Source organism: Citrobacter sp. RHBSTW-01013 (genome assembly GCF_013781985.1).
Classification (GTDB): Bacteria; Pseudomonadota; Gammaproteobacteria; order Enterobacterales; family Enterobacteriaceae; genus Citrobacter; species Citrobacter braakii.
Genome location: NZ_CP056185.1, coordinates 2,979,407 through 3,002,405, shown reverse-complemented (window position 1 = coordinate 3,002,405; position 22,999 = coordinate 2,979,407). Strand labels below are relative to the sequence as shown.

The following is a 22,999-nucleotide window of genomic DNA, read 5'->3' as shown; positions in this document are numbered from 1 at the left end:
CGGGCATTTGATGAAACCCAGTGGTAGACGGGCTATCATTGACAGCCCGTCTGGTAGGAAAAAAACTAAATCAGAACTGGTAGTTTAATGATACCCAATAGTTACGGCCCGGGTTTACGTATCCGGTAGTGGATTGTGCAGTCTGATAGTAATCTCCTGCGTAGGTGCTATTACGGCCCACCTGGTAAAGTTTAACCTCGCTAAAGTCTTTATCCAGCACGTTATTGACCGCAGTATTCAGCGTCAGATCTTTGGTCAGCTTATAAGACATTCCCATGTCGAGAACGGTCCAGGCTTTTAAATCCGCGCCTTTATCGTCATAGACGGCCTTTTGTACTGCGCTGAGGTTGTTGTAATTTTCGGTAAAGCGTGGGGCTTTACCGCGATAACGTGCGCTCAGCCAGGCATTCATATCTTCCGTTGCCTGCCAGTTCAGGCGAGCGTTAGCCATATGTTTTGGCGTGTAGCTTAACGGCGCGCCTTTATTGTCACCATCTTTTTGCTTGCTCTGGGTGTAGGTGTAGTTGAGGGATAAAGTCAGCACATCCGACCACAGAGGGAAGGTGCTGGCAAATTCAACGCCATCGGTCCTTGCCTTGCCGCTGTTGGTATAGCTGTTGGTATTATCATCGATAGAATACGAGACAATTTTATTTTTGTATTCGGTATAGAAGCCGGTAATGTTGGCGTTCAGCCCGGTGTCGTTCTCGTAATACAGCCCGGTTTCGTAGCTGATACTTTCCTCAGGTTTTAGGTCCGGATTACCGACCGTATTCACGGTTCCTTGCGCGGTTACGCCGCTGATCCCGTTATGTAACTGGCTCAGTGATGGCGCTTTATAACCTGTCGTCACGCCGCCTTTGAGCGTCCATTCGTCGGATACGTCCCAAACCATATACGCTCGTGGGCTGAAGTGACCGCCAAAGACATCGTTATGCTCGTAGCGTGTCCCTGCGGTTAAGGCCAACGAGTCGAGAATATGCCATTCATCTTCTACATAGGCTGCCCACGTTTTTTGATGGAACTTTTCGCCGGTATTGGCCAGCACCACACCGTCTTTCATGCGCGCATCCCAATATTCCCCGCCGAGGGTTAAGAGGTGCGAATCACCTAATGGCGTCAGCAGTACTGAGTCCAGAATGACGTTGGTGTTCTTCAGTTCACGTGCGTCACCGGCCCGGCCTGCGTTCTCTGGCGTGAGTGCGGAGGAGACCAGTTGTCGTCCTTTGTTCTCAGTTTCATTCCAGCCGAGGGAGGATTTCCAGGTGCCGAACGTTAAGGCGGTATCGTGGCCGAGGGTGACTTTGTTACGCTCATAGCGCAGCGTTTTATCGTAACCCCCCGTCAGGTTACCCAACTGACCGTCATCGTTATCATAGCGCTGTCTGGCGGAGTCGAGATCTAACCATAGCGTATTGCTTTCATTCGTCTTCCAGTCGAGTCGCGTGCCGATGTTATAGTTTTCTGACTCGGTAGGATAAGGTACGCGAGTGGAGGAGGTATCGCTCAGGGAGGTAACGCTGGAACCCTGACGTTGGGTGGTGCTACCCCGAACCTGCATATCCAGTACGCCAGCGATTAACGGGCCGCTTGACCAGAAGTTGGCGACCGTGCTGTTACCCCATTTATTACTCTCTTGCAGGTTAACGCCGGTATTGATGGAGGTGCTCCATTTATCGGTGCTTTTTTTGGTGATGATATTCACCACGCCACCGATTGCGTCGGAGCCATAAAGCGTCGACATCGGGCCGCGGATCACCTCAATATGATCGATTGCCGCCAGTGGAGGCATAAAGCTGGTATTCATAGCTGAGAAGCCGTTTGGCGTCACATCGCTGCTGCCGTTTTGACGAATACCGTCAATCAGGATCAGGGTATAACTGGCGGGCATGCCACGGATGCTGATCTCCAGGCCACCCGTTTTACCGGTGCTGCTTTCAACATCCACCCCTTCAACAGAACGCAGGGCTTCGCCTAAATCATTATATTTATTGGTTTGTAACTCTTGCTGTGAAATAACGGAGACGCTGGCGGCAGCGTTGGTGATTTTCTTTTCGTAACCGGAAGCGGTTACCACCATAACATCTTCAGCGAAGGCCAGGGGACTGGAAAATCCTAAACAGGACAGAACAACAGAAGCAACAGGTTTTAAACGCATAGTCAAACTTCCTTTGTTAAAAATTCAAAGGAAGTAAGATAATTGATGGGAATGATAATAAAAATAATTATCATTATATGTTTACATAACTTATCACTTCTGGTGTTTTTCTTGAATAAATATACATAAATTGTCATTAATTTTAGCTAAGTAAATAGCTGAAATGACCAATAATTAGTATTTGTAATCATTAGGTTGTAATTAATTTGCCATTAATTGAATGGCTAACATTTAATCTATTTTCTGTGATTCAGAGGGTACTCAATTAGGAGTATCAGAAAAAAGTATGATAATTTTAGAAAATCGTCATACTTTTCTGCGCCGCATCATTTTTTTCGTCATTTCAGTCCGCCATAATCCCTTCCCCAGGAGACCGTTTAACGGCATTGAATCGTTGAGCGGCATAAAAATAACGCAAATCTGGATAACATAATGATTAAAGGCAAGCTGGCACTGCTTACGTGCGCATTGACTCTCGCATTAACCTCACCACTTCTCGCCGCGCAAAATGTGAGCGAGGGGCAGACGTTGAAGCTGGCAATTGGACCTGAGCCAACGGAAGGGTTTGACCCGATGCTGGGCTGGAGTCATGGCAGCTATTTGCTTTTGCATGCACCATTATTAAAACAAAACGCAGATATGAGCTGGGGTAACCTGCTGACGGAAAAAGTTGAAACCAGTGCTGACGGCAAAACCTGGACGTTGACGTTAAAACCCGACCTTAAATTCTCCGATGGTTCCCCGCTAACCGCTGAAGATGTGGTGTTCACCTATAATAAAGCCGCAAAGAGCGGCGGCAAAATCGACATGGGAAACTTTACTCATGCCAGCCTGAAAGATAACCGCACGGTAGAAATCACGCTGCGCAGCCCGCAGAGCACCTTTGTGAACGTGCTGGGCTCTTTGGGTATTGTTCCCGAAAAACGGTATGACGAAAAAACATTCGCCAAAAATCCGATTGGCGCGGGCCCTTATCGGTTGGTGAGTTTTCAGCCGGGGCAGCAGCTGATCGTGGAGGCGAACCCCTGGTATGCCGGTAAGAAAAATGATTTCAGTAAGCTGGTGTTTGTCTTCCTTGATGAAGATAACGCTTATGCCGCAGCGCGCAGTGGCCAACTGGGACTCGTGCGTATTGCGCCTTCGATGGCGGTCGCCCCTCAACAGCAGAATTTGAAGCTTTGGGTACGCGACAGCGTGGAAAACCGTGGCATTGTGTTCCCGATGGTTCCTGCGGGTAAAAAAGACGCCAATGGTTATCCGGTCGGCAACGATATCACGGCTGATATCGCCATCAGACGCGCCATCAACTACGCCATCGATCGTAAACAACTTGCCGATCAGGTCATGGAAGGTCATGCGATTCCGGCGTATAGCGCGGTTCAGGGCCTGCCATGGCAGGGACAGTCAGTTGCGTTCAAAGATGGCGACAGCGAAAAAGCACGGATGATTCTGGAAGAAGCCGGCTGGAAGGTGGGGAAAGATGGCGTACGTGTGAAAGATGGTAAAGAGGCTCGCCTGACTCTGTGGTACGCCAGCGGTGACAGTACGCGCCGGGATTTAGCCGAGGCCGTACGTGCGATGCTGGAGCCCGTGGGTATTCAGGTCTCGCTACAATCCGGAAGCTGGGAAACCGTTGAGCGGCATATGCATTCGAATCCGACGCTGTTTGGCTGGGGAAGCCTGGATCCGATGGAGCTTTTCCATCACTACAGCAATCAGGCCGCGGGCGTGGAATACTACAATCCAGGCTATTACAGCAATCCCGTCGTTGAACAACATCTTAAACAGGCCATTGATGCTCCAGACTGGCAAAAAGCGTTGCCTTTCTGGCAACAGGTGGAGTGGGATGGCAAGCAAGGGGCTGGGGTGCAGGGCGATGCCGCCTGGGCATGGCTGCTGAACATTCAGCACACTTATCTGGCAAATCCGTGTATTGACTTAGGCAAAGGCGCGCCGGAGATCCACGGTAGCTGGTCCCTGCTCAATAATCTGGATGAATGGACCTGGACCTGCCGTTGATGAAGTCTGTTGTAGGCCATTTTCTACGGCTGATAGTGTTATTAGTGCTGGTTGCGGCTGGCACTTTTATGCTGCTCAGCTTTTCTCCTGTCGATCCGATTCGCGCCTATATCGGCAACGATCTCCTGCACGTGCCGCCGGAACAATATGCGCGTATCGCTGCTCGCTGGGGATTAGACCAGCCGTTATGGGAGCGTTTTGGTCACTGGTTTATACGTGTATTGCAGGGCGATCTCGGCTACTCAATGTTGTTTAATGCACCGGTTGCCAGCGTAATCAAGGAGCGCTTTGCGACTTCGTTTGCCTTGCTTGGCGGCGCGTGGCTGCTCTCCGGCATACTGGGGACGGCAATGGGATTTGTCGCGGGTCGTTATCTGAATCGCTGGCCGGATAAAGCAATCTGTCGACTCAGCTATCTGCTTTCGTCGTTGCCGACCTTCTGGATTGGCATGCTGTTGCTGGCGTTATTTGCCGTGCGCTGGCCGGTATTTCCGGTCTGCTGCGCGTGGGAGCCGGGCAACAGTGGTGATATGGCCACGCTGGCTGAGCGTCTGCGCCATTTAGTGCTGCCCGTTTGCGCGCTAAGTTTATTGGGACTTGGCCAAATTACACTTCATACACGGGAAAGTATCGCCAGCGTGATGAAAAGCGATTTTGTCCGTTTTGCGCGTTCTCAGGGAGATAAAGGCTGGTCGCTGCTGCGTCATCAGGTTCTGCGCCATGCTATCACGCCCGCGCTGTGCCTGCAGTTTGCCTCGCTGGGAGAATTGCTGGGCGGCGCACTGCTGGCGGAAAAAGTTTTTGCTTATCCGGGACTGGGACAGGCCACTATTGATGCCGGATTACGCGGCGATCTGCCGTTACTGATGGGAATTGTGTTGTTCAGTACCGTACTGGTGTTCATTGGCAACTCGTTGTCTACCTGGCTTGTCCATGTGTTGAACCGTGCTCTGGAGCGACCTGATGCTCTATAATCCGACGCCGACGCTGATTCGTCTTCTGCTCTCTTTTAGCTGCCTGCTAGGCATTGCGGTGTATGGCGCCGCGACGCAGGATAACCCATTGAGCGTTAATCTGCTTGCCCGTCATTTACCGCCTGATGCGCTGTATTGGTTTGGCACCGATAACCTCGGTCGCGATCTGTGGATTCGTTGCTTTCAGGGCGCGTTAACCAGTCTGCAAATTGGTATTGGCGCGGCGTTGTGCAGCGGCTTCATCGCATTACTGATGGCGGCGGTTTCACGTATACATCCGCGTCTGGATGTACTAATGCGTCTGATTACCGATGCCATGCTGTCAATGCCGCATTTGCTGTTGCTCATATTGATCTGTTTCACGCTGGGCGGCGGAAAAAATGGGGTGATTATGGCGGTTGCGTTGACCCACTGGCCGCGTCTGGCGCTAATCCTGCGTGCCGAAGCGCAGCGCGTGGCCCACAGTGACTATCTGACGTTAACCTGGCGTCTGGGACACGGACATTTTTATTGCTGGCGGCATCACTATCTCCCGGCATTGTTACCCCAGTGGTTAACGGGAACCTTGCTGATGTTTCCCCACGCGGTGTTGCACAGCGCGGCGTTGAGCTTCCTCGGTTTTGGGCTGGCGCCGCATGAACCATCGCTGGGCCTGTTGCTGGCTGATGCGCTGAGGTTTATCAGTCATGGCGACTGGTGGTTAGTGCTGTTTCCCGGGCTGATGCTATTCAGTCTGGTTATGTTATTCGATCAGCTCGCAAGGGCAGTGCATCGTTTATGGTTACGAGGTGACGCATGTTGAGTTTAAGACAGGTCTCGCTGGACGTGGCGCGTTATCGCTGGTACGGCGCGAGAAACTGGTCTTCGCTGTTGCAGGATATCTCTTTCGACGTAGCGCCTGGTCAGATGGTGGCGTTAGTTGGGGGAAGTGGGGAAGGTAAAAGCCTGTTGCTGCAATGTCTGCTTGATCTCTTACCGGACAATTTGCGCTTCAACGGCTCCATCACCCTGGAGGGGAAAACGCTGGACAGTGATGATATTCGCAAATGTCGTGGTAATGCTTTCAGCTATGTCCCGCAAGGCGTTCAGGCGCTTAACCCGCTGCTCTCGATTGAAAAGCATCTGCGCAGGGCAAGTCAGCTCTCCGGCCAGGCCTGGAATGCCGGAAAAATTGAACGATTGCTCCAGCGTAGCCAACTAGAAAGTCGCGTATTAGATGCCTTCCCACGCCAGCTTTCAGGGGGGATGGCGAAACGTGTTCTGGCCTGTCACGCGTCGCTGAGTCAGGCCCGCTATATTCTGGCGGATGAAATTACCGCCTGGCTTGATGCACCGCTGGCTAATCAACTGCTTGAACAGCTACGTGAGCAATGTGAGCAAGGGGCTGGCGTTTTATGGGTAACGCACGACCTCACGCTGGCCGCTCGCCACGCGGACCGCATTGTCGCGCTGCATCAGGGAAGGGTGTCGGATAACGTCAGCCGGGAACAGCTGTTACGCGGAGAGATCAGCGAGCATCTGCAACGCCAATGGCGGGCGCTGCCTGAAAGAAATCAACTTTTTGGAGAGCGCGATGCTGTGCTGTCGTGAAGTGACGATTTGTCAGGGAGGAAAGGTGCTATGGCAAAATCTGACCTTCTCTCTGCGCCCCGGAGAACGCATTGGGGTTTGTGCACCCAGCGGAACCGGCAAAACAACGCTGGGACGCGTACTGGCGGGCTGGCAAAAACCGACCTCGGGTGACATTCTGGTTGATGACCAACCGCTGCCAATGCACCAGTATTGCCCGGTGCAACTGGTGCCGCAGCATCCGGAATTAACCTTTAATCCGCGGCGCAGCACCGGCGATGCGGTTTATGATGCCTGGCGACCTGATGCTGAACTGCTTACCCGTCTTCACATCAACCCTGAGTGGTTAACCCGCCGTCCCGGACAGCTTTCTGGCGGTGAACTGGCGCGAATTGCTTTACTTCGCGCGCTGGATCCGCGGACACGTTTTCTTATTGCCGATGAAATTACCGCCCAGCTCGATCCTTCCATTCAAAAAGATATCTGGGTATTGCTGCTTGAAGAGTGCCAGCGTCGGCCATTAGGTATGCTCATTATCAGCCATCAGCAGGCTCTGCTTGAGCAGATTTGCTCCAGAAAACTCATTGAAGCGTGAGGCAATAACGTGCAGTAATGTCTATTGATTAAATTGTTACGTTATATTATAACAATTCACTCGCAAACGATTTGAGGGTGAAATTTTGGCTATTCGTTTTAACAAACTGACAATCGCTCTGGGGATGCTTTTAGTCAGTGGGCAGGTTTTGGCGCATGGTCATCATTCCCATGGTGCGCCGATGAGTGAAGCAGAACAAAAGGCGTCGGAAGGGGTATTTGATGATAACCAGGTGCAGAACCGGGCGCTGTCCGACTGGGATGGCATGTGGCAATCTGTCTATCCGTATCTGGTCAGTGGCGAACTTGATCCGGTTTTCAAAAAGAAAGCGGAGAAAGATAAAAGCAAAACGGCAGAACAAATTAAAGCTTATTACCGTACAGGCTATGCAACCAATGTAGACACCATCGGCATCGAAGATGGCGTGATGGAATTTCACACCGGTAATCAGGTCGCATCGTGCAAATACGATTATGCCGGGTATAAAATCTTGCACTATAAATCAGGCAAGAAAGGTGTACGGTATCTGTTTGAGTGTAAAGCCGCTGACAGCAAAGCGCCTAAATACGTGCAATTCAGCGATCATATTATCGCGCCGCGTAAATCGAGCCACTTCCATATCTTTATGGGAAATACCTCGCAGGCTGCCTTGCTTGAGGAGATGGAAAACTGGCCTACCTACTACCCTTATCAGCTGAAGGGCGAAGAAGTAGTGGATGAGATGCTGCACCATTAATCTGGGCTAACCTTATCTGTACACACCCGCCACCAGTGGCGGGTTTTTTTAATTAATAACCTGCTCTTTCCATCACCTGTCGCATTCGTTAGCATATTGTATCGCAGCAAGTGCATGTGTTTTTTAAGGAAGAGGTTAACGTGTTCGCAGAGTATGGAGTTCTGAATTACTGGACGTATCTGGTGGGGGCTATTTTTATCGTGCTGGTACCGGGGCCAAATACGATATTTGTGCTGAAGAACAGCGTCGGTAGGGGAGTAAAGGGGGGGTATCTCGCCGCCAGCGGTGTGTTTATTGGTGATGCCGTATTGATGTTTTTAGCCTATGCCGGTGTTGCTGCATTGATTAAAACAACGCCCGTTTTGTTCAATATCGTTCGTTATCTTGGCGCTTTCTATTTACTGTATCTTGGCGCGAAGATCCTGTATGCAACACTGAAATCGAAAGCAAGCGACGCCGCGCCTGAGGAAGTCCCGTTTGGCGCTATTTTTAAGCGCGCATTAATCCTGAGCCTGACCAATCCCAAAGCTATTCTGTTTTATGTGTCATTCTTCGTGCAGTTTATTGATGTCAATGCGCCGCATTCAGGGCTGTCATTCTTTATTCTGGCTATTACGCTTGAGATAGTGAGCTTTTTCTATTTGAGTTTCCTTATTTTCTCCGGCGCGTTTGTGACGCAATATATCCGTACGAAGAAGAAACTGGCCAAAGTGGGTAATTCCCTTATCGGCCTGATTTTCGTTGGTTTTGCCGCCCGTCTGGCCACGCTTCAATCGTGATGCCATCGGCCCGCTGATTGCGGCGGGCCTTTAATATTGCGCTCTGCTTTTCATTTATAATCGTAGGGTTGTAACCAATAAATGGTATTTTAAATGTATATTTTGAGGCGTACCCTGTGTACAGCGGCGGTTCAATATGACTCGCTGGTTGTCGACTGGAAAAGGGAAGAAAAATGCTTCAAATTCCACAGAATCATATCCATACACGCTCTACGCCATTCTGGAACAAAGAAACGGCGCCTGCCGGAATTTTCGAACGCCACCTTGATAAAGGGACCCGAGCCGGGGTTTATCCTCGACTTTCGGTTATGCAGGGGGCGGTCAAATATCTCGGATACGCAGACGAACACAGCCCGGAGCCAGTAGAGGTGATGATTATTGAAGCCGGTCAGTTTGGCGTTTTTCCACCGGAAAAATGGCATAACATCGAAGTGATGACCGACGACACTTACTTTAATATCGATTTTTTCGTCGCCCCGGAAGTTCTGATGGAGAGTGCAAATCAACGAAAAGTCGTGCGCACCGGCAAGGAGTAAATTATGGGTAAAGCAACCTATACCGTAACCGTGACCAATAACAGCAACGGTGTTTCTGTTGATTATGAAACAGAGGCGCCAATGACATTACTGGTGCCGGATGTGGCAGCTGAAGTGGTCAAAGATCTGGTCAATACAGTGCGTTCGTACGATACCGAAAATGAGCACGAAGTCTGCGGGTGGTAGGCATTAGTCACTGCTACTGATTGAATACATTAGTTTTTAATCTAAAAACTGCACTGCGCTTTGACGGCGCAGTGCGTTTTTTTATCTGGGCGAAACAGGGAAATATCCTGCAAGGATTCCTTAAGAATACCTTAAGAGATTCGCATTGATTGCTAATAGTTGATCATTCACAGGGGTTATGATCGCGAACCAGATATAAAACAGAACATCGCGCTTATGAAACTCAATACCCGACTTACATTACCCACAATCATTCTCGGATTAGCCATCGTGGCGATCCCGTTCGCCGCGAACTGGCATCTCCCGCTACTCAACGGTACTGTCGTCAGCTGGATTGAAAATGGCCAGGCGCTATGGCTGCTGTTTGGTGCCATATTTACACTCAGCTACATCAGGCCCTTATCACGTCCCGAAGGCGAGAAGCAATTTTGGCTTTGGGCGGCAGCGTGGTGGCTGGTATTACTGGGCCGAAGCACAAGTTGGGGCCGCGATTATTTTCCTGAGCATCCCAAACTCCTGTTCCGGGCTATCTCAGTGGTATTGATTGCCATGATTATTCTGCCAGTGCTGATTTCGAAGCGCTTACGCCAGGATATTGCCCGTCGCTTTCGCAATGAACCGCTACCGCTGTGGCTGTTAGCGATCACCACCTGTGCATTTTTGATCTCCGATACGGTAGAGCATCATCGTCTGCTGGCTCCCATCTTTCTGCACAATGCTCAGTATGGCGATCTGATTGAAGAACTGTACGAACTACCGTTTATGGCGGGATTGTTTCTGATGAACCTCGGCTTTATGCGGCGGGATAAGCAGGAGAAAGCTGCATCCATCCGCTTCAGTGAACCACAGTTGGCGAAGTCATGAGATAAGGCCTGAGTCTGGAAAGCCAGGCTCAGGCGATGATGGCGGTGACTTACGCAATAGCCTCACACAGACGTGACTTCATATCGCTATACGTTTGTGCGGCATATTTTTCTGCCCACCCCTGATCGGTAATGTGCTCAATATTTACGGCGCAATATTTGGTTTCCGGCGTTTTCGAAATAGGATCGAGATTGTCCTGGGTTAACTCGTTACACGCGCCAATCCACCATTGATAAGTCATATAGACCGTTCCGGCATTGATGCGCTCGGAGACATCCGCGCGGCTGATAACCTTACCGCGGCGCGAGCTGACCCATACCAGATCGCGATGACGAATACCCAATTTTTCAGCATCATGGGTATTGATTTGCACATACCCAGGCTCGTCTGCCAGTGCTTGCAACGCTGCGCAGTTGCCGGTCATCGAACGGCAGGAGTAGTGCCCAACCTCACGCACGGTACACAGAACCAGCGGATATTGTTCATCAGGAGCTTCTGCTGGCGCTCGCCACGGTGCGGCAAACAGTTTGCCTTTGCCATTGGCGGTATCAAACTGGCTGTGCGCGTAAAGGTAGGGTGTACCAGGACTATCGAGATCCGGACATGGCCACTGAACATGACCCATCTCACCCATTTTCTCATAGGTCACGCCGTAGAACAGTGGACACAGCTCGCGCATCTCATCCCAGATTTGCTGGTTATTTTGATACTGCATTGGATAGCCCATTTCGCTGGCCAGCAGGCTGATAATCTCCCAGTCACGCTTTACATCACCAGTGGGTTCAATCGCTTTCTCAAAACGCTGGAAACCGCGATCGGCGCAGGTAAAGACGCCACCGTGTTCGCCCCATGAGGTGGCAGGCAGGAGGACATCGGCCATTTCCGCCGTCTTGGTCATGAAGATATCCTGCACGACGATAAAATCGAGCGCGTTAAATCCTTCGCGGACCAGACCCAAATCGGCCTCGGTTTGCAGCGGATCTTCTCCCATGATGTAGTAGGCTTTGATTTTGCCTTCGATAGCCAGATGCGGAACTTCGGTGATGCGGGTTCCAACCTTGTCATCCATCTGATTAACGTCAATACCCCATGCGGCGGCAAATTTCTCCCTGACGGCGAAATCGGTTACGTCCTGATACCCTGGAAACTGGTTAGGCAGCACCCCCATATCGCACGCGCCCTGCACGTTATTTTGCCCGCGCACCGGGCCAACACCGACGTTAGGGCGTCCCAGATTTCCGGTTAGCAAGGCCAGGCTCGACAAACCACGAACCACGTCAACGGCCTGACCAAACTGGGTGACGCCCATCCCCCACATCACGGTGGCCGATGGCGCCGCAGCAAATGTACGCATCGCCTGACGAACCTGCTGTGCGGGAACACCGGTTAAATGTTCAACGTCTTCAGGCGCATACTCCTTAACGGTTTCCCAGTATGTTTCCAGTCCTTCCGCATGCTTTTGTACATACTCGCGATCGTAGAGTTGCTCCTCGATGAGGACATGGCCAAACGCGTTGACCAGCGCCATATTGCAACCGTTTTTCAACTGCAAATGTTGGTCAGCGATACGGGCAGTTTCAATCCGGCGTGGGTCGCAGACAATGATTTTTGCGCCGTTCTGGCGAGCTTTAATTACCCGGCGGGCCACAATTGGGTGTGAATCGGCACAGTTATAACCAAAGATCAGCAGGCATTTTGAGTTTTCAATGTCGCTGATGGAATTGCTCATGGCGCCATTGCCTAACGTTTCCTGTAACCCGGCCACGGAAGGGCCGTGACAGACGCGGGCACAGCAATCGACATTGTTGGTATGGAGCACGCCACGTGCGAATTTTTGCATCACGTAGTTGGTCTCATTCCCTGTTCCACGGGAAGATCCGGTGGTCATGATGGCACGAGGGCCATAGGTATTTTTGATTTCAGTTAAGCGTTTTGCGGTGTAGCGAATGGCTTCATCCCAGCTAACGGGAGTGAATTTTCCACCTTTTTCATAACGGATCATCGGGCGGGTCAGACGGGGAGTCAGAAGGCGAGTGTCGTTAAGAAAGTCCCAACCATAATAGCCTTTCAGGCATAACTGATTTTGGTTCGTTACACCCTCTGCGGCCTCAGCGCGGATGATTTTGTTATTCTCAACAACAAGCTTGAGCTTGCACCCGGCCCCACAGTATGGGCATACACTGGTGATTTTTTTCATCAATAACAGACCTGTTAAATGCTGAAATAGCGCGAATTGTAGACGCAGTCACGCGATACGCATCGCGGACTACGATGTGTCGTAGTGACGGGCTGTTTAAGCATAAAGTGTGCCAGAAGTGAAAACCCAGCAATAGCAGGGGCTGACGGCCAAAGCGTTAAGCAGAATGACTGACGATTCGACATTAATGACGAGGCGCGACAAAATTAGTCTGCCGGTCAGCGGTGTAACCTTATGAAACATCAGAAAAAGATGAAAAACAGAAGTGATAGCGATCACAAATTTTAATTTTTCAGCGCTATGCTATGCTTTTATACGACGAGTGAATCGTTAATTTAAAAACATAAGTGAGGGAAATTATGGGCATTATTTCATGGGTGGTTTTCGGTCTTATTGCTGGGATTTTGGCAAAATGGATTATGCCGGGTAAAGATGGCGGCGGATTCTTTATGACCATTATCTTAGGGGTTGTCGGTGCAGTAGTGGGTGGCTGGATCAGCACCTTCTTTGGTTTTGGTAAAGTCGATGGTTTCAACTTCGGCAGTTTCGCCGTGGCGGTGATCGGTGCGATTGTGGTGTTGTTTATCTATAGAAAAATCAAAAGCTAATTAAACATACAGACAATAGAGGCCACTAATATGTGGCCTTTTTCTTAGGTCACCACCAGCCGAATTCTGTTCCCAGAACGACGATGATAGCCACGCCAATCATAATAAGCGTTGTTTTTTTCATCGTTATGCTCCCGGCGCAGCGTAGCCGCCAATAAAAAACCAGGATAAGAAAACGACAGCGGAAATGAAAATGATGACGGGGAAAATAATACCGAGTCGCATACGATTATCTGCCAGAGTTATTTAAAGACGGGTTAGCATAGCAGGGCTTAATGTACGACAAAAGTGGTTTTATCCTGACGCTTTTTATCCTTGTACATTGCGCTGTCTGCGAGGTGAAGCGCGCAGTTTACATCAGTCTCCAACGGATTAATTTCCACGATGCCAAGACTGGCGCCAGGATAAAATAGATGAATGTCACCCAGGTGGTAGTCACCGCAAATTTGCTGTTGTAGCTGATTTTTCACCTGCTGCAGGCGGTCCCGCGGATCCCTGTCATCTTCCGGTGACAGGCTCACGACTAAAAATTCGTCACCACCCAGTCGCCCAAGGATATCATTGTCACCGCATTCGCGAAGCAGACGCTGACCAATCTGGATCAGAAACTGGTCGCCAACCTCGTGGCCAAAGCGGTCATTGATCAATTTGAAATCATCCAAATCAATATAGGCAAAAATAATCTTCTGCCTGAGATGTCGGGCAAGGGAAAAAAGAGTCTCAACATTTTCAAAAATGGCGCGCCGATTCGGTAATCCGGTCAGGGCATCGGTGTAAGAGTGCGCAATCAGCGCGGCATTCGCTTCGCGTAACTGAGCAACCAGCGACTCTTTTTGAATAGACTGGGCGATCAGGCCCGCAAACAGATGTAACACCTGTTCGCCACGTTGGCTTAATGCGTGCTGGTGGCGACTGGTGGCGCAGAGCGTACCGTAAAACGTTCCGTCGGGAAGATGAACCGGCGTGCTCAGGAAAGTGGTTATCTCCAGCGCGCGGGCGGCGGTACAATCCGGCCAGCGAGCGGGAACGTTGTCGCTGTACAGACAGTTTTCGTCTATGGCGCGTTTGCATAGCGTCTCATCCCAGGGTACGGACAGCCCTTCAGGGATCTGCATCTGCTTGCTATTGCGCGCATACAAAATATGCTGCAGGCGGGCATCTAAATCGACCTTGGTTAAATAGGTGGATTCCATCTCAGTCACCACTTCCAGCATCTCCAGAAGTTGCCGAACCAGGCTCTCAACTGACTGCTCCGTGGCTAAGGATTGTGAGACTCTGGCAAGGATCATGTCCGACATGAGGTGTAAATGCTCCTGAGTAATGACTGGGCTAACGTGGCCCGCATGATAGAACATCAAGATGAAAGATGAAACACGCCATCCCGCTCAAAATTTAAACATTAAATTGAAAGCCGGCAGTAAAACATGGAGATAGATGGAAAGTCGGGGTAACCTGCCGGGATAAGGTTTTTAACAGGAGTCGATATGAAACTGGCGTCTATTATTTTGCCCGGCTTGTTGGTGTTAGCGGGATGTACCACTCAGCCCGAAGCCCCCAAACCGCCGAAGATTGGTCTGGCGAATCCGGCATCGGTATATTGCGAACAAAAGGGCGGCTCGCTGATTGCGGTGCAGACCCCGCAAGGCGTAAGGTCGGACTGCAAATTACCGGGCGGGGAAGTGATTGATGAATGGGCGCTCTGGCGCAGAGATCATCCGACAACGGGCAAATGAAATCCGGTTAGCATTGACGTATCCATTCAGCCAGCACCAGCGCGTGGTTTTGCTGGGTGTTTTTCGCCGCATACAGTAGCGTTAAGGTTTGCTGTCGGGCAATCTCTGCGAGACGCTTTCCTTCCTGCTGCTGTAGGGCGAGTTCAGCGCGATATTGCTCGGAAAAGTGTGTGAAATCAATCAATTCTGCGTGGAACGCCTTGCGTAAATCAGATGACGGCGTAAGCGCTTTATTCCATTCGTTAAAAATAAGGTCGGTCTTTTTTACCCCGCGAGGCCACAACCTGTCGACCAGTACGCGATAACCATCATTTTTTTCTGCTGGGTCATATACGCGTTTACATTGAATTTTCATCTTTTCATCCGCTCCATTAATCCACTGCTTTGATATATTTCGACACCTTTATTACGGTTAAATAAGATCGTAAAACGTGACAATTGTAACATTCTGCCCGTCCTGACTCCCAATTTAAGGGATTGTGATACCAACAAAAAATCGGTAGGCTGAGGCTCCTTATATTGTCCCTCATTGTCTGGACATAAGGAAAGCTTAATGGAAATTTCCCCGTTTAAAGATACGCTTCGCATTGCGCTGGTGGGTGATTACAGCCCTGATATTGTGGCGCATCAGGCCATTCCTCTTGCTATCGATGATGCCGCTGCCGTTCTGGAATTAGTGGCTGATTATGACTGGCTAACCACCTCTGATATTAGCAGCAGTGAAGATCTGATTGGCTATGATGCTATTTGGGTCGTTCCTGGCAGTCCATATCGGCACCTGGAAGGCGCACTGATCGCGATCCGCTACGCGCGTGAAAACAGCATCCCATTCCTCGGGACCTGTGGCGGTTTTCAACATGCGATTCTGGAGTATGCCCGCAACGTGCTGGGCTGGAGTGATGCTGCCCATGCGGAAACGGATACCACGGGGCGGATGGTCATCGCACCGTTGACCTGCTCGCTGGTAGAAAAAACGGATGATATTGAACTGAAGGCCAATACGCTGATTGCCAAAGCCTACGGACGGGGTGTTATCTCCGAGGGGTATCACTGCAACTATGGCGTATCGGAAGATTTTGCCGCCGAGCTTGAGAGCGGTGATCTTCGTGTGACTGGCTGGGATGAGGCTGGTGATATCCGTGCCATTGAGCTGGTGACGCATCCTTTTTTTGTCGGCACACTCTTTCAGCATGAACGTGGAGCGCTGGCGGGAAAACCCGTGCCGTTAGTTCAGGCAATGCTGCGCGCTGCGCGAGGATAAAAAAACGGGCAGGTTATACTCAAACCTGCCCGCTGCATTATGCGCTTGCGATCTCCCGATTACGCCCTGCGCACAGACCAAACACTGCCATCAGTATCGCTAACACGGCGACCCCAGCTAATGGAATCAGCCAGCTACCATTGAGGTCGTGAATCTTACCCATCAGCGGTGGCCCACAGGCAGCCAGTAAATACCCGACGGATTGTGCCATGCCGGACAGGGCCGCGGCCTGATGCGCTGAGCTTGCGCGCAGGCCAATAAAGGTCAAACCAAGGATCATTGTGGCGCCTGAGCCAAAGCCAAACAGTATGGTCCACAGCAAAGCCTGCCCGGGCATTACCGCGAATCCGGCTGCGCCGACGGCGCACATTAACGAAACCAGTGCGGCGATGGCGCGCTGATCCTTAAATCTGTTCAGGACGAGAGGGATCAATAACCCCGGCGCGGCGGTTGCCAGTTGCAGTAAACCATGTAACGAACCGGCCTGCGCTTCGCTGTAGCCGTGGCTGATTAAAATTGCGGGTAGCCAGCCAATGATCACGTAGTAGATAAGTGAATTGATCCCGAGAAACAGCGTCACCTGCCAGGCGAGGCTCGAGCGCCAGATCGCGCGGGAATGCAAAGCGCGCGAGTTGCTCAAACTGGCATTGGCCGTCTGGCGACATTGGGGTAACCAGATAATCAGCGCCAGCAGCGGAAAGACCATCAGTACCATCAGCGCACCGCGCCAGCCAAAGCCGTTCAGCGCCAGCGGAACCACAATAGCTGAACCCAGTGCCGCCGCTGCGCCCATAGTCAGCGAGTATGCGCCAGTGAGTTTTGCCACATGCTGAGCAAAATCACGCTTAATCAGCCCAGGTAACAGCACATTTCCCAGCGCGATTCCGCAACCAATGATAGCGGTGCCGCTAAACAGGAAACCTGGCGTGGGCAGAGAACGTATCGCAATACCTGAGCAAATCAGTAGCATTGCGGCAAACAGGCTGCGTTCGATACCCCAACGGCGTGCAACGGCGGCGGCCAGAGGCGATACCAGTGCGAAGGCCAGCAGCGGCAGGGTGGTCAGAAGTCCCGTCTGGGCGGTACTCAGGCCGTAGTCGGTGCGAATTGCATCCAGCAACGGGGCGGCACCGGTAAAGGTGACGCGCAGCGTGGTGGCAATCATCAGGATCCCCGCGATCAGCCAGGCTGCGTTTTTGCCGCGGGAGGAAGGCATATTTGTCATTTTTTTCTCATATCGTCAGGCGAGGCGATACTTTAGCGTTTTTACTCAATGGATGAATCAAGCTAAAATGACAGTTTATCGCTAAAAACGGACATTTTTATGTTAGGACTGAGGCTGGATGGGTATGAGCCCGATCTTTACCACGATGCGGCGGTGGCGTTTTGTATTCAGGCCCGGGAAGATGAACTCTTCAGTCCGCTGCATCAGCACCGTAAGGGGCAGTTGATTCTGGCCTTGCATGGCGCGATCACCTGTGAGGTTGAAAATGCCATGTGGATGGTGCCTCCACAATATGCGGTATGGATCCCCGGTGAAATTCCACACAGCAACCACGTTACCGTTGGGGCGCAATTGTGCTTTTTGTTTATTGAGCCGCAGGCAGTCGTGATGCCTGAACGCTGCTGCACCCTGAAAATCGCCCCATTATGTCGGGAGCTCATTCTGGCGCTGGCGTCCAAAACGGATGATCAACGGCTGGAGCCGTCTACCCAGCGGCTGACGCAAGTGTTATTTGATGAACTCCCGCAGCAGCCGCAGGAGCAAATGCAGTTGCCGGTTTCCGATCACCCGAAAATCCGCAGAATGGTCGCGACGATGGCGCGGGAGCCCGCGCAGTGGCAGACGCTGGGACAGTGGGCCAGCGTATTTGCGATGAGTGAGCGGAACCTCGCCCGTCTGGTCGTTAAAGAGACGGGGTTGAGTTTTCGCCGCTGGCGTCACCAGCTTCAATTGATTCTGGCGCTGCAGGCGCTGATAGATGGCCATAACGTGCAACAGGTTGCGCAAATGCTCGGTTACGATTCGACCACGGCATTTATCACCATGTTCAAAAAAGGCCTGGGACAGACTCCAGGCCGTTATCTGGCTGGACTGGCTACTGCTTCCCAACAATCAATGACACCAGACCTGCCGCAATGAGCGGTCCCACTGGCACACCGCGAAATAGCGCCACGCCCAGTACCGTACCCACCAGTAAACCGGCCACAAGCTGAGGCTGGCTACCCATGAGCGTGACACCGCGCCCGCCAAGCCAGGAGACGAATACCCCGATGGCAATAGCGACCAGTGATTTCCAGTTCACAAAGGAGTGGATGAGCGTGGAGGGGGGGAGCGTTCCGCTGGCGATCGGCGCCATGACGCCAATGGTTAGAATTATAATCCCGACGGTCAGGCCCTGTTTTTCTATCCATGGAAAGAACGTATTCAGAGGGGTAACACGAACAATGATCAGCACCAGAATTGAAACAGCGACAGTGGTGTTGTGGCTGACAAAGCCCAGAGCTGCCAGTCCGAGCAGGATCAGCAGAGTGACATCAAACATCGTAGTTTCCTTGCCAAAAGAAAAAATAAGCCTGCTTACTGTACGCGTAAACGCGTGACGGAACAGGCTTTTTTTAATGATTATGATTTTTTTTGGGCTAATGCACGATGCTACGCTTTTACACCTGACTCGGGCGGCTATTGTACGCGGCGGAACGGGAGTAATTCCGGTTTCGCGATACGCAGGTAATCTGCGGTATCCATGATCACGGATTTTTCCAGCACTCCGGCATTGAACGCAATTTCATTAAAACGCTCAAACAATAGCGGATCGGCGACCAGCTTAAGTTTTGGATGGAAGCTAAACGGTGGGATAGCGCCAAATACGCAACCTGTCAGTGCATCGACTTCCGCCGGGCTGGCAAGTGATGCTCTTAACCCGCCGATATGACTGGCTAACAGGCTCAGGTCGGCCTGCTGGTCGGCAGAAAGAATCGCCAGGACGTGCTGATTAACGCCGTTGCCTTTGACCTTACAAACCAGCGCTTTTGCTCCCTGGCCCAGTGCGGTACCGCGAATTTCAGAAACCGCTTCACATTTGCCGACCGCTTCATGGCTTACCACGCGATACGTCGCGCCTTGTTCTGACAACAGCGAAATTAAACGCTGATGCGTTGCGTTACCTTTGTTCACTTCCGTCATGACTTACTCCTGGTACAACAATGAAAATCCTGTCAGAAAAATGATTACGCATCCGCGCGTTTTTTCTGTTTGTTCAGGTAGAGCTGTGCATCGGATGCTTTGTAGGCATCATCAATGGTGTCGTTTGGCTGCATATTATAAATCCCTGCGGAGAAGCTGATTGCTCTATCTTGCGCAATAATTTGTAAGTTATAGCGAATCCTCTCCAGCAGACGAGGCGTTAATTCAGCGGGGTAATCAATGAGGATAATGCAAAACTCATCCCCACCGAGGCGGATGGCATAGTCGTTTTTGCGAATCGAGGTTTGAATGGCTCTAGCCAGAATGGTGATAATTCGATCGCCTTCCTTATGCCCCAGCGTATCATTAATGACTTTTAGTTTATCGCAATCAATGGCGATAAAGGTCACAAGGGTGCCCGCGTTTACCAACTGCTGTAAACGCTGTTCGAGCGTCGGCGTTAAAATTTTGCGGTTGTAGAGCCCGGTCATCGCGTCACTGATATTTTCACGTGTGACGTTGTGATACAGCCGAAAATGCGTTCTGACCATATTCAGCAACAGTATTGTTGCCAGCAGATAGAAGGCGAATACTTTCCAGGAGGAGACAATAAAGTACATAAAATCAAGCGATAAGGTGATGCGTATACCGCCGGGCATGTCCTCCTGGTAGTGAACATAGCTAAACAGGTTGTTCTCACTTTGGTGAACGAGTATCTCTTTACCTGAGTTGATGTCCGAAAGCGTCACGTTAAGATAGCGCCAGACGAGAGGGCGGTCGCTGGTATAGAAAATATTCTTTAAATTCTCTTTGTTGATATCCACCATCACCACGCCTTTTAACTTACCGGCATAGTAGACCGGTGTTAAAAAGCTCATCACTTTTTTCTCGGTCAGGTTATCTTCATAAATACGGGAGATTACCGTGCGGCCAGTGAAAATACCGTCAATATCATTCTGGTTGATACCCAGGTTTCCTTTTTGCAAAAACGACCAGTTGTGTATCGCAAATTTCCGCGAGTCGACCAGATCAAAGAAATAGACGTAGTTATTTTTGAGATCGACGTAATATCGAAATTTATACTCCTGCATACCTAAACCATGACCGTAATCTTTCTGCTCACGATTAACGTTTACCGCCCGGTCAAAAGAGGGCAGTAGAAATATGTCTTCAAGTTTCTCGCTACATTTTGTGGTGGGGGTTTGCAACGTACCGTGTAATGGTAGGTAGTTATGCTGGGTGAGGTTGAGCCCATGAGTGCCGTTAACGCTGTCGAAAGCGTTGCAAAGTGCTTTTTGTTGCTCGATAGAAGCGGATACCTGGGGGGATGAAAATGTGCGCATCAGATGGGCTGCAATACTTTGATTAGTATACTTATCATAGAGAAACGATGAGTCGGCTTTCTCATTGATATAGCGCATGTACGCATTCATTGCTTTATCGCTGGCAATGAGCTCATAAACCAAAAAAGAAAACGTCAAAACAACTACGCTGACGGAGATAAAGAGCCTGAGCGCTTTATGATGCAATTGCATAATGATGTACAGCCCTGTAAGTCTGATACTTCAGTCTATCACACGGCATACATCCGCTCTAACGCTACTGGGAAGGGCATTTTGTAATAAAAATCATTCGCGTGCTTCACCTTTAACTCTTATTGTTGTATTTATAATGCAACTTATAAGAAAGGAGACAAGCAGATGAGCGCGACTGATAAAGCGGGCCATACGTTCTTAGCCAGCCTGGGCAAAACCCGTCTGCGTCCGGGGGGCGTTGAAGCAACAGAGTGGTTGTTCAGCCAGTCACAGCTGACGCCCGACAGCCAGGTGCTGGAAGTGGCGTGTAACATGGCCACGACGGCGATAGAGTTAGTTCAACGTTTTGGTTGTACGGTATACGCCATTGATATGGATAAAACCGCACTGGCAAACGCCAGAAATAACGTGGCGGCAAATGGTCTGGAAAATCACATTCACGTTATGGCAGCTAACGCTAACACCCTTCCATTTGCGGATAACAGTTTCGACGTTGTGATCAACGAAGCCATGCTGACAATGTATGCCGATAAAGCGAAGGCGAAGTTAATTGCCGAGTATTATCGCGTATTGAAGCCCGGCGGGCGTCTGTTAACTCACGACATTATGTTCACCGCACAAAAACTGGGCGCGGGCGAGCAGGGCCAGCTTGTAGAGGTAGTGAAATCAAACGTTAGCCCGATGACCAGACAAGGCTGGCGAGATTTATTTCTGAACGGTGGGTTTGCACAGGTCTTGCAGCAGAATGGCGATATGTCGCTGATGTCGCCGCGAGGATTAATTCGTGATGAAGGGCTGACTGGGGCGGTTAAAATTGTGTTTAACGGCTTACGCACACGCGAAAATCGTCGCCGGTTCCTGAAAATGTTTCGCTTCTTCCGTTCGCAACGTCACCAGCTAAACTACATTGCCTGCTGCTCCGTAAAGGGAAAATAAAAAGGATAAACGGATGAATATTGATAAAATGAAAAATCAGCATGTTGAAATTCTGGAGAAAATATCATTTCTACGTACGTTGAGCCATGCAGGCGTATCATCCAATGCCCAGGAAATTGCAACTGCGATCGTTAGCATGAGTGCCATTATAAAAACACATTTGTTTGCTGAAGATCAGTTCCTTTATCCACATATTGAGCAGGATGGAAATAGTACGCTCAGACAGGTTAGCTCAAAATTTCAACGTGAAATGACGGATATCGTCAGCGAATATGAAGTTTTTTCCCGGCGCTGGAATATTGCCAGTAAATTAAAAGGTAATGATGAGGCATTCAGACGTGATGCCAACAATGTTCTACGCAAAGTGTATGAGCGTATGCAAAAAGAAAATAAAGACTTCTATCCGCTGGTGGAAAGGATGTAGGGTGTTTTAAAACACAATGATAAAAGGATGGCGAAGTGTCAGAAAAACACTGGTCGAGAATGGAGTACCTTCATCAGACAGTGACCAACCCTAATATAGTTATTAAGGGTACGCATAGCTATTACAGTGACTGCTGGGATCATGGATTCGAACGCTCGGTGGTGCGGTATTTACTCGGTGATGAGATCAGCCGGGACTGGGAACCGCTTGGGCATTTGGATAAGTTGATTATTGGGAATTTCGTCTGCATTGGCGCTGAGAGCGTTATTCTGATGGGGGGAAATAGTACGCACCGGCTTGACTGGATCAGTCTTTATCCCTTTATGGCGTCGATCAAAGATGCCTACGAGTTTCGGGGTGACACGGTGTTGCATGATGGTTGCTGGTTAGGCATGCGCGCCATGATCATGCCAGGCGTTACGCTCGGGGAAGGCGCTGTTGTCGCAGCAGGTGCTGTGGTGACTAAAGATGTGCCACCGTATGCGGTAGTCGGCGGCAATCCGGCAAAAATAATAAAATATCGCCTGCCGGTGGGGGATATTGAACGAATACTGGCTCTTAATTTGTATCAACTTCCGGAAGAGTCGCTCGTGAAAATGCAACCGCTGTTGTCTTCTGGCGATATTTCCGCGCTCGAAGTGGAAGTGGCTAGCCTGAGACAAAATGCTAAATGACATAACATGTGGTTGAAACGCGAGGTCA

General features: G+C 50.4%; 27 protein-coding genes. 17 read left to right on the top strand and 10 right to left on the bottom strand.

Annotated features, from left to right (window positions below; all coding sequences use genetic code 11):
- Positions 1 to 70: 70 nt before the first annotated feature.
- Positions 71 to 2,158: a TonB-dependent receptor gene (locus HV350_RS14555; RefSeq protein ID WP_181628788.1), complete on the bottom strand. Its 2,088-nt coding sequence runs from the start codon at positions 2,156 to 2,158 to the stop codon at positions 71 to 73.
- A gap of 432 nt (positions 2,159 to 2,590) precedes the next feature.
- Here HV350_RS14555 and HV350_RS14550 point away from each other — a divergent pair, with 432 nt between their 5' ends.
- The 10 genes from HV350_RS14550 (at position 2,591) to HV350_RS14505 (ending at position 10,416) form a co-directional block, all read left to right on the top strand.
- The gene (locus HV350_RS14550) at positions 2,591 to 4,177 is read left to right on the top strand and encodes an ABC transporter substrate-binding protein (RefSeq protein ID WP_137381114.1); all 1,587 of its coding nucleotides are present in this window, start codon (positions 2,591 to 2,593) and stop codon (positions 4,175 to 4,177) included.
- Positions 4,177 to 5,151 (top strand): ABC transporter permease, encoded by a 975-nt coding sequence (locus HV350_RS14545; protein ID WP_016156289.1) that lies wholly within the window; start codon positions 4,177 to 4,179, stop codon positions 5,149 to 5,151. Before HV350_RS14550 ends, HV350_RS14545 begins: the two co-directional genes overlap by 1 nt.
- A complete protein-coding gene (locus tag HV350_RS14540; protein WP_181628787.1) occupies positions 5,141 to 5,953 on the top strand; it encodes an ABC transporter permease in 813 nt (270 codons plus the stop codon). Before HV350_RS14545 ends, HV350_RS14540 begins: the two co-directional genes overlap by 11 nt.
- On the top strand, positions 5,947 to 6,741 hold the full coding sequence (locus tag HV350_RS14535) for an ATP-binding cassette domain-containing protein (RefSeq protein WP_131348377.1): 795 nt from the start codon (positions 5,947 to 5,949) through the stop codon (positions 6,739 to 6,741). The genes HV350_RS14540 and HV350_RS14535 overlap by 7 nt, the downstream gene beginning before the upstream one ends.
- Positions 6,725 to 7,315, top strand: a complete 591-nt coding sequence (locus HV350_RS14530; RefSeq protein ID WP_016156291.1) for an ATP-binding cassette domain-containing protein — start codon at positions 6,725 to 6,727, stop codon at positions 7,313 to 7,315. Before HV350_RS14535 ends, HV350_RS14530 begins: the two co-directional genes overlap by 17 nt.
- A gap of 124 nt (positions 7,316 to 7,439) precedes the next feature.
- Positions 7,440 to 8,051, top strand: a complete 612-nt coding sequence (zinT, locus tag HV350_RS14525; RefSeq protein ID WP_230330239.1) for a metal-binding protein ZinT — start codon at positions 7,440 to 7,442, stop codon at positions 8,049 to 8,051.
- A gap of 140 nt (positions 8,052 to 8,191) precedes the next feature.
- Positions 8,192 to 8,830, top strand: a complete 639-nt coding sequence (gene leuE, locus HV350_RS14520) for a leucine efflux protein LeuE (RefSeq protein WP_016152793.1) — start codon at positions 8,192 to 8,194, stop codon at positions 8,828 to 8,830.
- A gap of 173 nt (positions 8,831 to 9,003) precedes the next feature.
- Positions 9,004 to 9,366 (top strand): DUF1971 domain-containing protein YeaR, encoded by a 363-nt coding sequence (yeaR, locus tag HV350_RS14515; protein WP_005120376.1) that lies wholly within the window; start codon positions 9,004 to 9,006, stop codon positions 9,364 to 9,366.
- A 3-nt stretch (positions 9,367 to 9,369) separates the two neighbouring features.
- Complete coding sequence (locus HV350_RS14510; RefSeq protein WP_003832433.1) at positions 9,370 to 9,552, top strand: DUF1869 domain-containing protein; 183 nt, start codon at positions 9,370 to 9,372, stop codon at positions 9,550 to 9,552.
- Between the two features lie 216 nt (positions 9,553 to 9,768).
- Complete coding sequence (locus HV350_RS14505; RefSeq protein ID WP_181628785.1) at positions 9,769 to 10,416, top strand: hypothetical protein; 648 nt, start codon at positions 9,769 to 9,771, stop codon at positions 10,414 to 10,416.
- A gap of 49 nt (positions 10,417 to 10,465) precedes the next feature.
- Here HV350_RS14505 and fdhF read toward each other — a convergent pair whose 3' ends face one another.
- Positions 10,466 to 12,613: a formate dehydrogenase subunit alpha gene (gene fdhF, locus HV350_RS14500; protein ID WP_181628783.1), complete on the bottom strand. Its 2,148-nt coding sequence runs from the start codon at positions 12,611 to 12,613 to the stop codon at positions 10,466 to 10,468.
- A 359-nt stretch (positions 12,614 to 12,972) separates the two neighbouring features.
- Between fdhF and HV350_RS14495 the strand changes: the two genes are divergently transcribed.
- Positions 12,973 to 13,221 carry a GlsB/YeaQ/YmgE family stress response membrane protein gene (locus HV350_RS14495; RefSeq protein WP_016152796.1) on the top strand — a complete coding sequence of 83 codons (249 nt, stop codon included), beginning with the start codon at positions 12,973 to 12,975 and terminating at the stop codon, positions 13,219 to 13,221.
- A gap of 49 nt (positions 13,222 to 13,270) precedes the next feature.
- Here the strand turns inward: HV350_RS14495 and yoaJ are convergent, their stop codons facing one another.
- Genes yoaJ through HV350_RS14480 form a run of 3 tightly spaced genes read right to left on the bottom strand, consistent with a single transcriptional unit; the run spans position 13,271 to position 14,519 of the window.
- Entirely contained in the window at positions 13,271 to 13,345 is a 75-nt protein-coding gene (gene yoaJ, locus HV350_RS14490; protein WP_101700011.1) for a protein YoaJ, read from the bottom strand.
- 2 nt (positions 13,346 to 13,347) lie between these two features.
- A complete protein-coding gene (locus HV350_RS14485; protein WP_032941789.1) occupies positions 13,348 to 13,446 on the bottom strand; it encodes a YoaK family small membrane protein in 99 nt (32 codons plus the stop codon).
- Positions 13,447 to 13,493: 47 nt separating this feature from the next.
- Entirely contained in the window at positions 13,494 to 14,519 is a 1,026-nt protein-coding gene (locus HV350_RS14480; RefSeq protein WP_181628781.1) for a sensor domain-containing diguanylate cyclase, read from the bottom strand.
- Positions 14,520 to 14,705: 186 nt separating this feature from the next.
- On the opposite strand from HV350_RS14480, the gene HV350_RS14475 reads away from it, so the two are divergent.
- Positions 14,706 to 14,954, top strand: a complete 249-nt coding sequence (locus HV350_RS14475) for a DUF333 domain-containing protein (protein WP_016152798.1) — start codon at positions 14,706 to 14,708, stop codon at positions 14,952 to 14,954.
- 7 nt (positions 14,955 to 14,961) lie between these two features.
- Here HV350_RS14475 and HV350_RS14470 read toward each other — a convergent pair whose 3' ends face one another.
- Positions 14,962 to 15,309 carry a DUF488 domain-containing protein gene (locus tag HV350_RS14470; RefSeq protein ID WP_016152799.1) on the bottom strand — a complete coding sequence of 116 codons (348 nt, stop codon included), beginning with the start codon at positions 15,307 to 15,309 and terminating at the stop codon, positions 14,962 to 14,964.
- Positions 15,310 to 15,507: 198 nt separating this feature from the next.
- Here HV350_RS14470 and HV350_RS14465 point away from each other — a divergent pair, with 198 nt between their 5' ends.
- The gene (locus HV350_RS14465; RefSeq protein WP_181628780.1) at positions 15,508 to 16,215 is read left to right on the top strand and encodes a CTP synthase; all 708 of its coding nucleotides are present in this window, start codon (positions 15,508 to 15,510) and stop codon (positions 16,213 to 16,215) included.
- Between the two features lie 37 nt (positions 16,216 to 16,252).
- On the opposite strand, the gene HV350_RS14460 is transcribed toward HV350_RS14465, so the two are convergent.
- Positions 16,253 to 17,440, bottom strand: coding sequence for a CynX/NimT family MFS transporter (locus HV350_RS14460; RefSeq protein WP_181628778.1), 1,188 nt, complete (start codon positions 17,438 to 17,440; stop codon positions 16,253 to 16,255).
- Positions 17,441 to 17,539: 99 nt separating this feature from the next.
- On the opposite strand from HV350_RS14460, the gene HV350_RS14455 reads away from it, so the two are divergent.
- Complete coding sequence (locus HV350_RS14455) at positions 17,540 to 18,358, top strand: helix-turn-helix transcriptional regulator (RefSeq protein WP_047358592.1); 819 nt, start codon at positions 17,540 to 17,542, stop codon at positions 18,356 to 18,358.
- Here the strand turns inward: HV350_RS14455 and HV350_RS14450 are convergent.
- The 3 genes from HV350_RS14450 to dgcJ form a co-directional block, all read right to left on the bottom strand.
- Complete coding sequence (locus tag HV350_RS14450; RefSeq protein ID WP_016152803.1) at positions 18,315 to 18,761, bottom strand: DUF441 domain-containing protein; 447 nt, start codon at positions 18,759 to 18,761, stop codon at positions 18,315 to 18,317. The genes HV350_RS14455 and HV350_RS14450 overlap by 44 nt on opposite strands.
- Before the next feature lie 137 nt (positions 18,762 to 18,898).
- A complete protein-coding gene (locus HV350_RS14445) occupies positions 18,899 to 19,402 on the bottom strand; it encodes a YbaK/prolyl-tRNA synthetase associated domain-containing protein (protein WP_049041633.1) in 504 nt (167 codons plus the stop codon).
- 44 nt (positions 19,403 to 19,446) lie between these two features.
- Complete coding sequence (gene dgcJ, locus HV350_RS14440) at positions 19,447 to 20,937, bottom strand: diguanylate cyclase DgcJ (protein WP_181628776.1); 1,491 nt, start codon at positions 20,935 to 20,937, stop codon at positions 19,447 to 19,449.
- A gap of 165 nt (positions 20,938 to 21,102) precedes the next feature.
- On the opposite strand from dgcJ, the gene HV350_RS14435 reads away from it, so the two are divergent.
- Genes HV350_RS14435 through HV350_RS14425 form a run of 3 tightly spaced genes read left to right on the top strand, consistent with a single transcriptional unit; the run spans position 21,103 to position 22,971 of the window.
- Positions 21,103 to 21,873, top strand: coding sequence for a class I SAM-dependent methyltransferase (locus HV350_RS14435; protein ID WP_016156303.1), 771 nt, complete (start codon positions 21,103 to 21,105; stop codon positions 21,871 to 21,873).
- A 13-nt stretch (positions 21,874 to 21,886) separates the two neighbouring features.
- Positions 21,887 to 22,297: a hemerythrin domain-containing protein gene (locus HV350_RS14430; protein WP_016156304.1), complete on the top strand. Its 411-nt coding sequence runs from the start codon at positions 21,887 to 21,889 to the stop codon at positions 22,295 to 22,297.
- A 35-nt stretch (positions 22,298 to 22,332) separates the two neighbouring features.
- Complete coding sequence (locus HV350_RS14425) at positions 22,333 to 22,971, top strand: CatB-related O-acetyltransferase (protein WP_016156305.1); 639 nt, start codon at positions 22,333 to 22,335, stop codon at positions 22,969 to 22,971.
- Positions 22,972 to 22,999 lie beyond the last annotated feature (28 nt).